The organism is Massilia sp. Root335 (assembly GCF_001425685.1).
GTDB classification, from domain to species: Bacteria; Pseudomonadota; Gammaproteobacteria; order Burkholderiales; family Burkholderiaceae_D; genus Telluria; species Telluria luteola.
In genome coordinates this window covers 341,863-353,099 of the sequence record NZ_LMCY01000003.1, presented here as the reverse complement: position 1 = coordinate 353,099, position 11,237 = coordinate 341,863, and the positions used below count along the sequence as shown (strand labels likewise).

The 11,237-nt window shown below is 65.1% G+C and carries 11 protein-coding genes; 10 read left to right on the top strand and 1 reads right to left on the bottom strand.

Annotation, left to right across the window (positions count from 1 at the left end; all coding sequences use genetic code 11):
• Window positions 1-29: 29 nt before the first annotated feature.
• Window positions 30-1,004: a hypothetical protein gene (locus ASC93_RS01940; RefSeq protein WP_056436115.1), complete on the bottom strand. Its 975-nt coding sequence runs from the start codon at window positions 1,002-1,004 to the stop codon at window positions 30-32.
• Between the two features lie 410 nt (window positions 1,005-1,414).
• On the opposite strand from ASC93_RS01940, the gene lepA reads away from it, so the two are divergent.
• The 10 genes from lepA to pgsA all read left to right on the top strand — a co-directional run bounded on the left by lepA (window position 1,415) and on the right by pgsA (window position 11,154).
• The gene (lepA, locus tag ASC93_RS01935; RefSeq protein ID WP_056436112.1) at window positions 1,415-3,208 is read left to right on the top strand and encodes a translation elongation factor 4; all 1,794 of its coding nucleotides are present in this window, start codon (window positions 1,415-1,417) and stop codon (window positions 3,206-3,208) included.
• Window positions 3,209-3,225: 17 nt separating this feature from the next.
• Window positions 3,226-4,140 carry a signal peptidase I gene (gene lepB, locus ASC93_RS01930; protein ID WP_056436109.1) on the top strand — a complete coding sequence of 305 codons (915 nt, stop codon included), beginning with the start codon at window positions 3,226-3,228 and terminating at the stop codon, window positions 4,138-4,140.
• A 19-nt stretch (window positions 4,141-4,159) separates the two neighbouring features.
• Window positions 4,160-4,567 (top strand): DUF4845 domain-containing protein, encoded by a 408-nt coding sequence (locus ASC93_RS01925; RefSeq protein WP_056436106.1) that lies wholly within the window; start codon window positions 4,160-4,162, stop codon window positions 4,565-4,567.
• A 63-nt stretch (window positions 4,568-4,630) separates the two neighbouring features.
• Window positions 4,631-5,464, top strand: a complete 834-nt coding sequence (rnc, locus tag ASC93_RS01920) for a ribonuclease III (protein WP_056436102.1) — start codon at window positions 4,631-4,633, stop codon at window positions 5,462-5,464.
• Window positions 5,465-5,466: 2 nt separating this feature from the next.
• On the top strand, window positions 5,467-6,393 hold the full coding sequence (era, locus tag ASC93_RS01915; RefSeq protein ID WP_056436897.1) for a GTPase Era: 927 nt from the start codon (window positions 5,467-5,469) through the stop codon (window positions 6,391-6,393).
• A 21-nt stretch (window positions 6,394-6,414) separates the two neighbouring features.
• A complete protein-coding gene (gene recO, locus ASC93_RS01910; RefSeq protein ID WP_056436100.1) occupies window positions 6,415-7,212 on the top strand; it encodes a DNA repair protein RecO in 798 nt (265 codons plus the stop codon).
• A gap of 22 nt (window positions 7,213-7,234) precedes the next feature.
• Entirely contained in the window at window positions 7,235-8,020 is a 786-nt protein-coding gene (pdxJ, locus tag ASC93_RS01905) for a pyridoxine 5'-phosphate synthase (protein ID WP_056436097.1), read from the top strand.
• Between the two features lie 2 nt (window positions 8,021-8,022).
• A complete protein-coding gene (acpS, locus tag ASC93_RS01900) occupies window positions 8,023-8,433 on the top strand; it encodes a holo-ACP synthase (RefSeq protein ID WP_056436894.1) in 411 nt (136 codons plus the stop codon).
• Window positions 8,434-8,576: 143 nt separating this feature from the next.
• Entirely contained in the window at window positions 8,577-10,445 is a 1,869-nt protein-coding gene (gene uvrC, locus ASC93_RS01895; protein ID WP_056436891.1) for an excinuclease ABC subunit UvrC, read from the top strand.
• Window positions 10,446-10,569: 124 nt separating this feature from the next.
• A complete protein-coding gene (pgsA, locus tag ASC93_RS01890; protein WP_056436094.1) occupies window positions 10,570-11,154 on the top strand; it encodes a CDP-diacylglycerol--glycerol-3-phosphate 3-phosphatidyltransferase in 585 nt (194 codons plus the stop codon).
• Window positions 11,155-11,237 lie beyond the last annotated feature (83 nt).

Genomic DNA, 11,237 nt, shown 5'->3' with positions numbered 1-11,237 from the left:
TGGTTCGCCTACTCGGAACGACGATGTGTTCAGGCCGCGACCAGCACGTCGGCGTCGTTGGCGACGGGCAGTACGGCCGCCGGCCCCAGCAGCGCGCGCATGAACGCCCGCTTCGCCGCGCTGCGCGGGCTGGCCCAGAAGCTGTCGAGGGTCGCCTGCGGCACGCCGTCGTAGTCGACGCGCAGCAGGTACGGCCGGCCCAGCAGTTCGCTGTGGACATAGCTCGCAAAGCATTCGGCGAAATCGTCGTAGGGATTCGTCGCGCCATACAGGCTGGGAAAGTCGCTGCCTTCCAGGCCCGAGTACGCTGTCAGGATGGCGTCGCTGTCCAGCTTGTTGGTGCCGTAGAAATCGACGACGCCGCGCAGTTCGAAATCCGAGCCGTCCCACGGCAGGAAGCGTCCTTGCGCATTGACGCCCCAGCTCAGGTCGAGGAAGGGGAAGGATGCGGCCGGCACCGGTTCCCACCAGCGCGGCAGGAACGTCCCGCCCGCCGTCACGACGTGGCCGAATTCGTGCAGCAGCAGGAATTGCAGGGCGTGCGCGCGGGTGTCGTCGTGCGGGTCCGCGATCGTCGCGGCCAGCGAAAAGCCGGGGCCGCCGAACGGCAGGTTTTCCTTCCACGTCGCCCAGGAATTGGCGGTGTGGGTTTCCAGCAGATCGATGTCGAGCAGCACGATGCAGCCGAGGATGCGGCCGTCGACGGCATCCGCGACGATGTCGGTTACGCCCGACGAGCCGAGCGCGCGGCCCACGCAGACGCCCAGCAGCAGCGGGCTCACCAGGTCGCGCACGGCGGCCGGCATGCCGGCCAGCGCGGCGCGCAGGTCCGCCTGCAGCGCGCCGTCCGGCGTGCACGGGGCGGGCACGGCATCATCCATGCCGGAGGCCATGTTCACCTGATGCACGAATTCGCGCACTTCGTCGGGCAGGGGCAGGATACGGGTCTCGATGGGCTGGCCCAGCAGGGCGCTCCATTGCTGCGGATCGGACGTGTAGATCATGGTGTCGACGTATCGGGATGGCGGCGGGCCGCTGATGTCCCATTAACGGCGCTTCCATTGCCAACTTGACGGTTGGAAATTAATTTCCGAGAGCCGTTGACAGCACGACAAGACCGCACGCGCGCCCTTGCGGCCCGTGTTTCGCACCGCATCGATCCGCGCCATCGTGCGGGTTCCCGGGAGGCGCCCCCCGGAAACCGGGCTTTCTGGCTCGAAATCCGGTAAAATGGGCAGCTTACGGGTGAACCTGCGGCGCTTGGGCGCCCGTTTCGCTCGATAAGGCGCTCGCCCGGGGAACGTCCCGTCCCCCAGACGCGGCGCTTTTTTCGTATTGCGCCGGCGGGCCCTCGGCTGTTATCCGTCCGCACCGGCCTGGCCGCGTGCCGCTCTTTTTGGTTTTGAGTTTGTTAATGAAAAACATACGTAACTTTTCCATCATCGCCCACATCGATCACGGTAAATCGACGCTGGCCGACCGCATCATCCAGCTGTGCGGCGGCTTGTCGGAACGTGAAATGGATGCGCAGGTCCTCGACTCGATGGACCTGGAGCGCGAGCGCGGCATCACCATCAAGGCGCAGACCGCGGCGCTGCAATACAAGGCGCGCGACGGCCAGACCTACAACCTGAACCTGATCGATACGCCGGGCCACGTCGACTTTTCCTACGAAGTCTCGCGCTCGCTGTCAGCCTGCGAAGGCGCGCTGCTGGTCGTCGACGCGTCGCAGGGCGTGGAAGCGCAGACCGTCGCCAACTGCTACACGGCGCTCGACCTGGGCGTGGAAGTCGTGCCGATCCTGAACAAGATCGACCTGCCGCACGCCGATCCGGACAACGCCAAGAAAGAAATCGAGGACGTGATCGGCATCGACGCGTCCGACGCCACCACCTGCTCGGCCAAGACCGGCCTCGGCGTGGAAGACGTGCTCGAGACCCTGATCGCCAAGGTCCCGCCGCCGCAAGGCGACCCGGACGCGCCGCTGCAGGCGCTGATCGTCGACTCCTGGTACGACTCCTACGTCGGCGTCGTCATGCTGGTGCGCGTGGTTAACGGCACGCTGCGCCCGAAGGACAAGATCCTGCTGATGGCGACGGACTCGGTGAACCTGGTCGAGAACATCGGCGTCTTCACGCCGCGCTCGGTCTCGCTGCCGGAACTGTCGGCGGGCCAGGTGGGCTTCGTCATCGCCGGCATCAAGGAACTGACCGCCGCCAAGGTGGGCGATACCGTGACCCTGGCCAACCGTCCGGCGCCGGCGCCGCTGCCGGGCTTCAAGGAAGTCCAGCCGCAGGTGTTCGCCGGCCTGTTCCCGGTGGAAGCGAACCAGTACGACGCGCTGCGCGACTCGCTGGAAAAGCTGAAGCTGAACGACGCCGCCCTGATGTACGAGCCGGAAGTGTCGCAGGCGCTGGGCTTCGGCTTCCGCTGCGGCTTCCTCGGCCTGCTGCACATGGAAATCGTGCAGGAGCGCCTGGAACGCGAATTCGACATGGACCTGATCACGACGGCGCCGACCGTGGTGTACGAGGTCGAGATGCGCGACGGTTCCATCGTCCGCGTCGACAATCCATCGAAGATGCCGGAGCCGTCCAAGATCAACGAGGTGCGCGAACCGATCGTCGACGTCAATCTCTACATGCCGCAGGAATACGTGGGCGCGGTGATGACCCTGTGTAACGGCAAGCGCGGCATCCAGATGGACATGGCCTACCACGGCCGCCAGGTCAAGCTGCACTACGAAATCCCGATGGCCGAGATCGTGCTGGACTTCTTCGACCGCCTGAAGTCGACGTCGCGCGGCTATGCCTCGATGGACTACGAGTTCAAGGAAAACCGCGCGGCCGACGTCGTCAAGGTCGACATGCTGATCAACAGCGAGAAGGTCGATGCGCTGGCGATCATCGTGCACCGCGCGAACGCGCCTTACCGCGGCCGCCAGGTGGCCGCGAAGATGCGCGAACTGATCCCGCGCCAGATGTTCGACGTGGCGATCCAGGCCGCGATCGGCGCGACGATCATCTCGCGCGAGAACGTCAAGGCGCTGCGCAAGAACGTGCTGGCCAAGTGCTACGGCGGCGACGTCAGCCGCAAGAAGAAGCTGCTGGAAAAGCAAAAGGCCGGCAAGAAGCGCATGAAGCAGGTCGGCTCCGTGGAGATTCCGCAAGAGGCCTTCCTGGCCATCCTCCAAGTGGAAGAAAAGTAAGGAAAGAATAACAAGCGATGAACCTGCAACCGATCCTTGGCAACTTTGCCTTAATCCTGTTCGTGGCCATGGTCGTCACGGGCGTCATCTGGTGCCTGGACGTGTTCGTGCTGGCCAAGCAGCGCCGCGCGAAGGCGGATGCGGCCCTGGCCGAGTACGACGCGCGCCTCGCCAAGCTGACCGCCGACGGCATCAAGCTGGACAACGGCAACCGCGCCGTGCTGGAAGCGTCGATCCTGCGTCAGCCGACGTGGGTCGAGTATTCCGGCAGCTTCTTCCCCGTGATCGCGCTCGTGTTCGTGCTGCGGTCCTTCCTGTTCGAGCCGTTCAAGATCCCGTCGTCGTCGATGGTGCCGACCCTGCTCGTGGGCGACCTGATCCTCGTGAACAAGTTCGACTACGGCATCCGCCTGCCGGTGATCAACAAGAAGATCGTCCAGATCGGCAACCCGCAGCGGGGCGACGTCATGGTGTTCAAGTACCCCAAGGATCCGAGCCAGGACTACATCAAGCGCGTGATCGGCGTGCCGGGTGATAAAATCACTTACGAGAACAAGCGCCTGACCGTCAACGGCCAGCCGGTCGAGTACCAGCCGCTGGACGATTACCTGGACGACGAGCGCCCGGTCTACCACAAGCAGTTCCTGGAAAAACTGCCTGCCGCGCCGCACCGCATCCTGAACATGGACGGTGCGCGCACGATCAACCTGAGTGCCGTGGAAGAGTTCCCGCATCACGAAAATTGCACCTATTCCTACGATGGATTTACCTGTATCGTACCGGAGGGCAATTATTTCATGATGGGCGATAACCGCGACAACAGCGCAGACAGCCGCTACTGGGGCTTCGTGCCGGACAAGAACATCGTCGGCAAGGCTGTGTTTGTTTGGATGAACTTCGGCAACCTGAAGCGCATCGGCGGTATCCACTGAGCCGGACGCGGAGGGTGAGATGAAGAGCAGCAAGCAGTATCGGATCGGCGCGGAGAGCGGTGTGTCGCTGTCCGGCCTGATCGTCGTGTTGATCGTGCTGGGCGCGCTGGCGCTGGTGGCCATCAAGGTGGCCCCGGCGTTCTTCGAGTACCGGGCCGTGAAGGATTCGATCGTCAAGGCGAAGGCGGAAGCCGGCAGCGGTACGGTGCGCGACATCCAGCAAGCCTTCGACAAGAATGCCGGCGTCAACGACGTCGACGCCATCTCCGGGCACGACCTGGTGATCACGCGCGACGGCGGCGATACCGAAATCAGCTTTTCCTACGAGAAGCGGATCCCGCTGACGGGCAACGTCAGCCTGCTGCTCGACTTTGCCGGCACCACGGACCCGAGCGGCGTCGTCGCCGCCAAGGCCGATACGAAGTAACACAGCCGGGAGGGCGCGCGATGGGATCGGCGCGCGGCGCCGGCCCATTAGATTGGTACGACAATGAATCTTCAGTTATTGCAAACCCGCCTAGGCTATACGTTCCGGGACCCCGGCCTGCTGCAACAGGCGCTGACCCACCGTAGCCACAGCAGTGTGCATAACGAGCGCCTCGAATTCCTCGGCGACTCGATCCTGAACTGCGTCGTCGCCTCGATCCTGTACGACCGCTTCAACAACCTGGCGGAAGGCGACCTGTCGCGCCTGCGCGCCAACCTCGTCAAGCAGCAGTCGCTGTTCGAGATCGCCCAGAAGCTGGAGCTGTCGCAATTCCTGCGCCTGGGCGAGGGCGAGCTGAAATCCGGCGGCTTCCGCCGGCCGTCGATCCTGGCCGATACGCTGGAAGCCCTGCTGGGCGCCATCTTCCTCGACAGCGGCTTCGACGCGGCGCGCGCCGCGATCCGCGCGTTTTATATTCCGCTGCTCGATTCCGTCGACCCGCGCACGCTCGGCAAGGATGCCAAGACCCTGTTGCAGGAATTCTTGCAGAGCAAAAAGATCTCGCTGCCGACGTACAACGTGGTCGCCACGCACGGCGCCGCGCACAGCCAGGAATTCGAGATCGAATGCCTCGTGCCGAAACTCGGCATCCAGGTGTTCGGCCGCGGCGGCAGCCGCCGCGCGGGCGAGCAGGCCGCGGCGCGCCTAGCGCTGGAAACGGCCGAGCAGCTGTTGCAGAAGAGCCCGTCCACGGCGCGCAAGTCGCGGCCCCGTTCCGCCCAGCTGAAACTGGCCGGGATCGCCACCGACCAGAGCGAGCTGACGGTGCAGGCCGAGGAACCGCAGTCGCAGCAGAAACCATCACAGCCCCAGAAGTCAGGAAACACGCCAGCATGAACATGGAAACTACCCCCAACGACACACCCGAAGAAGGCACGCCGCCGGAAGGCTTCCGCTGCGGCTACATCGCCATCGTCGGCCGTCCGAACGTGGGCAAGTCGACGCTCATGAACGTGCTGATCGGCGCCAAGGTGTCGATCACGTCGCGCAAGGCGCAGACGACGCGCCACCGCATCACGGGCATCCAGACCCGCGACGACGCCCAGTTCATCTACGTCGACACGCCGGGTTTCCAGACCCGCCACGCGAACGCGCTGAACAAGACGCTGAACAAGACCGTGTCGAACACGCTGACGGCATCCGACGTGATCCTGTTCCTCGTCGAGGCCGGCACGTTCGGCCCGGCCGACCAGCAAGTGCTCGACCTGTTGCCGAAGAACGTGCCCGTCATCCTCGTCATCAACAAGTCCGATCGCATGAAGGACAAGGCCGAGCTGATGCCGTTCGCGGCCAAGGTGGCCGGCCTGCGCGATTTCACGGCGGTCGTGCCCGTGTCCGCGAAGCTGCGCTTCCAGGTCGACGCGCTGGAAGGCGAGATCAAGCGCCACCTGCCCGAAAATGCGCCGATCTTCGGCCCGGACGACATCACGGACCGCAGCGAGAAATTCCTCGCGGCCGAGATCGTGCGCGAAAAAGTGTTCCGCCTGCTGGGCGACGAGCTGCCGTACACGAGCACCGTGCTGATCGAGCAATTCCTGCAGGAAGGCGATCTGCGCCGCGTGTTCGCCGCCATCCTCGTCGAGCGCGACACGCACAAGTCCATGATCATCGGTAACAAGGGCGCGCGCCTGAAAGAGATTTCCACGCAGTCCCGCCTCGACATGGAAAAACTGTTCGGCGGTCCGGTTTACCTGGAGATCTGGGTCAAGGTGAAATCCGGCTGGGCCGACAACGAAGCGGGCCTGCGCGCTTACGGCTACGAGTGAAGCCGGGGTAAGATAGCCCGCATGCCCAGCCGCGACGACGAACTCATCGACAACGACCAGGACGCGCATTCCCCGGCGACGGTGAGCAAGCGTCGCGCGCCCGTGCGCGAAAGCCGCGTCAACGGCCAGCCGGGGTTCGTGCTGCACAGCTATCCGTACAAGGAAACGAGCCTCATCGTCGACATGTTCACGCGCGACCACGGCCGCATCGGCGTCGTGGCGAAGGGCGCGAAACGGCCGACGTCGAAACTGCGCGGCGTGCTGCAGACCTTTCAGCCGCTGTCCGTGTCGTTTTCCGGCAAGTCCGAGCTGCGCACGCTGATCGACGCCGAATGGGTCGGCGGCATGCTGCCGCTGGAAAAAGCGGCGCTGCTGTGCGGCTTCTATCTCAATGAATTGCTGGTGAAACTGCTGGCGCGCGACGATCCGCATCCGGCGCTGTTCAACCATTACGTCTCGACCCTCAACGAACTGGCGCACGGCGAACCGGCCCCGATCGCCTTGCGAAAATTCGAACGGGCCCTGCTTAAAGAGACCGGCGTCGCCGCCGACCTCACGCGCTGCACGACGACGCGCGCGGCCGTCGAGCCGGACGGCCTGTACGTCGTCGACCCGGAGCGCGGCGCGCGCGCGGCGGCGGCCGTCGAATCGTGGCCGATCGTGTCCGGCAAGACGCTGGTCGACATGGAACGCGAACACTACGCCGACCCGCAGACACAGGCGCAGAGCAAACAGCTGATGCGCTTCCTGCTGGCCTATCACCTGGGCGGCGCGCCGCTGAACACGCGCCAGATTTTGATCGACCTGATGCAGCTTTGACAAAGAATACGAGAATACGACCATGAGCTTCCTGCAACCCGCCGGCCAGGTGATCGACCTGGGCGTGAACATCGACCACATCGCCACCGTCCGCAACGCGCGCGGCACCGTCTATCCCGACCCGCTGCGCGCCGCGCTGATCGCCGAGCAGGCGGGCGCCGACCTGATCACCCTGCACCTGCGCGAGGACCGCCGCCACATCAAGGACGCCGACGTCCTCGCCATCCGCCCGCAACTGGCGACGCGCATGAACCTGGAAGCGGCCGTCACGCAGGAGATGATCGACTTCGCCTGCAAGGTGAAGCCGCAGGACGTGTGCCTCGTGCCCGAGCGCCGCGAGGAAGTGACGACCGAGGGCGGCCTGGACGTCATCCGCTACCAGAAGGAAGTGGAAGCCGCGGTGCGCCAGCTGCAAGGCGAGGGCATCCGCGTCTCGCTGTTCATCGATGCGGACGACGCGCAGATCGCAGCCGCCGCGCAGGTGGGCGCCACCGTCATCGAGCTGCACACGGGCCGCTACGCCGAGGCCGGGAACGCCGACGACCTGGCGCGCGAACTGGAACGCATCAAGCTGGGCGTGCGTGCCGGCGTGAAGCACGGCCTGCGCGTGAACGCCGGCCACGGCCTGCACTACACCAACGTGCAGCCGATCGCGGCGATTCCCGAGATCCACGAACTGAACATCGGCCATGCGATCGTCGCGCACGCGCTGTTCGCGGGTTTCGAAAACGCCGTGCGCGAGATGAAGGCGATCATGGTCGCCGCGCGCCTGGGCGTGTCCTACGCCGCGCACGGAGCCGGGCAGTGACGATCTACGGGATCGGCACGGACATCGTCCAGATCTCGCGCGTCGAGGCGGCCCTCGCGCGCAGCGGGCCACGCTTCGCCGAAAAAATCCTCGGCCCCGAGGAACTCGTCAAATACCACGCCCGCCGCGCCAAGAACGAGGTGCGGGGGCTGCGCTTCCTGGCCACGCGGTTCTCGGCCAAGGAGGCGTTCTCGAAAGCGATCGGCCTGGGCATGCGCATGCCCATGACGTGGCGCTCGGCCCAGATGCTCAACGCGCCCAGCGGCAAGCCGGTGATCGTGTGCAGCGGGGCGCTCGACGAATTCATGCGGACGCACCGCCTCACGGCCCAGGTGACGATCAGCGACGAGGCCGACTACGGCGTCGCGTTCGTGATCGTCACCCAGGCCCCGGAAGGAGCGTCCGCGACGTAGCAGGTGCAGCGGAAGTGAAAGACGAAGTCGTAGTACCGGCCAGGCCGAAGACGCCGCGGCGCACGCCGCGGCCGGCCCCGCCGAACATGCCGCGCGCCCGCCCGGACGCGTGGCAAGCCATGAAAGAGGAATTGATCGCGACGATGACGAAGGATGCGGAATCTCCCGTGCGCCCCAGCGAGGAAGCGCGCGAACAAGTCCTGGCGACGGTGGCCAGGCTGCCCGACCTGCCGGGCGTCTATCGCTATTTCGACGGCGAGGACAAGGTCCTGTACGTGGGCAAGGCGCGCAACCTCAAGAAGCGCGTGTCGAGCTATTTCCAGAAGACGTTGTCGAGCCCGCGCATCGCGATGATGGTGTCGCAGATCGCGCGCCTCGAGACGACGGTGACGCACAGCGAGGCCGAGGCCCTGATCCTGGAAAACAACCTGATCAAGAGCCTCAAGCCGCGCTACAACATCCTGTTCCGCGACGACAAATCGTACCCGTACCTGAAACTTACGGGCGGCGCCTTTCCGCGCATGGCCTATTATCGCGGCGCGCTGGACAAGAAGAACCAGTACTTCGGACCGTTCCCCAGCGCATGGGCCGTCAAGGAATCCATGCAGCTGCTGCAAAAGGTGTTCATGCTGCGCACGTGCGAGGACAGCGTCTTCGCCAACCGCACGCGGCCGTGCCTGCTGCACCAGATCGGGCGCTGCAGCGGCCCGTGCGTGGAGCTGATCGCGCCCGAGGACTACCAGCGCGACGTCGACAACGCGGCGAAATTCCTGCGCGGGCGCCAGACCGAGGTGCTGGAAGAACTCGAGAAGAAGATGCTCGCCTATGCCGAGGACCTGAAATTCGAGCAGGCGGCCAGCGTGCGCAACCAGATCCAGGCGCTGTCGCGCGTGCTGCACCAGCAGAGCATGGAGACGACCGGCGACGCCGACGTCGACATCATCGCCGTCGTCGTGCAGGGCGGCCGCGCCTGCGTCAACCTGGCGATGGTGCGCGGCGGCCGCCATCTGGGCGACCGCGCCTACTTCCCGACGCAGGTGGGCGAGGCGATGGATGAATGTCCCATCGAAGTGGAGGTGCTGGCGGCGTTCCTGGCCCAGCACTACGGCGACAAGTTCGTGCCGGGCACGTTCATCCTCAACATCGAGTTCGACCAGCCCGAGCTGATGATGGCGCTGACGGAGCAGTGCGGCCACCGCATCAACCTCGTGTTCCAGCCGCAGGGCCAGCGCCGCCAGTGGCTGGAGCTGGCGCAGAAGGGCGCGGAGATCTCGCTGGCCCGGCTGCTGTCCGAACAGGGTTCGCAGCAGTCGCGCACACGCGCGCTGGCCGACGTGCTCGGCCTGGACAGCGAGGATCTCGACGCGCTGCGCATCGAATGCTTCGACATCAGCCATACGGCCGGCGAAGCGACGCAGGCGTCGTGCGTCGTGTTCCACCACCACCAGATGCAGAACGGCGAATACCGGCGCTACAACATCACCGGCATCACGCCGGGCGACGACTACGCCGCCATGCGCCAGGTCCTGACGCGGCGCTACGAAAAGGTGGCGAACGGCGACGGCGTGATGCCGGACATCGCGCTGATCGACGGCGGCAAGGGGCAGGTCGAGATGGCGCGCCAGGTGTTCACGGAACTGGGGCTGGACATCGGCTCCATCGTCGGCGTGGCGAAAGGGGAGGGGCGCCGCGTCGGCCTCGAGACGCTGATCTTCGCGGACGGCCGCGGCCCGCAGGAACTGGGCAAGGAATCGGCCGCGCTGATGCTCGTGGCGATGATCCGCGACGAGGCGCACCGCTTCGCCATCACCGGCATGCGCGCCAAACGCGCCAAGACGCGCCAGGCGTCGCGCCTGGAAGAGATCGAGGGCATCGGCGCCAAACGCCGCCAGAAGCTCCTGGCGCGCTTTGGCGGGCTGCGCGGCGTGGTCGATGCGAGCGTCGAGGACCTGATGTCGGTGGACGGGATTTCGAGCACGCTGGCCGAGGAAATCTATCGCCAGCTGCACTGAACGTCACACTCGTTTGTATTGACCGGGGCGCGCCACGGCTGGGCTCAACTGGTTTAAACGGCAAGAGCCATGTAGACTAGCGCGCACGAAACTCAACAAGTCCAGCACCGACCAGCCTCACCCCATGCCTTTCAATATTCCGATTCTCCTGACCTGGCTACGCGTCGCACTCATCCCGCTGGTCGTCGGCGTCTACTACCTCCCCGATCACTGGCTGCACGTGGCCGACCGCAACCTCGCCTCCACGCTGGTGTTCATCGTGGCCGCGATCACCGACTGGTTCGATGGCTATCTGGCCCGGCGCTGGAACGAGACGTCCGCCTTCGGCGCCTTCCTCGATCCCGTGGCGGACAAGCTGATGGTGGCGGGCGCGCTGCTCGTGCTGGTGCAGCTGGACCGCGTAAGCGCCATCATCGCCTTCATCATCATCGGCCGCGAGATCACGATTTCGGCGCTGCGCGAATGGATGGCCGAGATCGGGGCGCGCAAGTCGGTCGCGGTGAGCTCGCTCGGAAAGATCAAGACGGCCGCGCAGATGGTCGCCATTCCCATGCTGCTGTTCCACGACCCGCTGTTCGACGGCACGCTCGATATCCACCGCTGCGGCGAACTGCTGCTGTGGGTCGCGGCCGTGCTGACGGTCTGGTCGATGTTTTATTACCTGCGCCGCGCCTGGCCGCTCATCAAGGAAAAGTCCGGCGCCGTATAGCTTTACGACATTCATCCTTGACACATAGCTCAGCATCTCTATAATGCCTGCCTGTTGCGAACGACATCGCGGCAAACGGAACG

What these genes read in the sequence shown, in the direction of transcription:
- ASC93_RS01940 (WP_056436115.1), bottom strand. Translation starts at nt 1,004, where the DNA reads ATGATCTACACGTCCGATCCGCAGCAATGGAGCGCCCTGCTGGGCCAG.
- lepA (WP_056436112.1), top strand. Translation starts at nt 1,415, where the DNA reads ATGAAAAACATACGTAACTTTTCCATCATCGCCCACATCGATCACGGT.
- lepB (WP_056436109.1), top strand. Translation starts at nt 3,226, where the DNA reads ATGAACCTGCAACCGATCCTTGGCAACTTTGCCTTAATCCTGTTCGTG.
- ASC93_RS01925 (WP_056436106.1), top strand. Translation starts at nt 4,160, where the DNA reads ATGAAGAGCAGCAAGCAGTATCGGATCGGCGCGGAGAGCGGTGTGTCG.
- rnc (WP_056436102.1), top strand. Translation starts at nt 4,631, where the DNA reads ATGAATCTTCAGTTATTGCAAACCCGCCTAGGCTATACGTTCCGGGAC.
- era (WP_056436897.1), top strand. Translation starts at nt 5,467, where the DNA reads ATGGAAACTACCCCCAACGACACACCCGAAGAAGGCACGCCGCCGGAA.
- recO (WP_056436100.1), top strand. Translation starts at nt 6,415, where the DNA reads ATGCCCAGCCGCGACGACGAACTCATCGACAACGACCAGGACGCGCAT.
- pdxJ (WP_056436097.1), top strand. Translation starts at nt 7,235, where the DNA reads ATGAGCTTCCTGCAACCCGCCGGCCAGGTGATCGACCTGGGCGTGAAC.
- uvrC (WP_056436891.1), top strand. Translation starts at nt 8,577, where the DNA reads ATGACGAAGGATGCGGAATCTCCCGTGCGCCCCAGCGAGGAAGCGCGC.
- pgsA (WP_056436094.1), top strand. Translation starts at nt 10,570, where the DNA reads ATGCCTTTCAATATTCCGATTCTCCTGACCTGGCTACGCGTCGCACTC.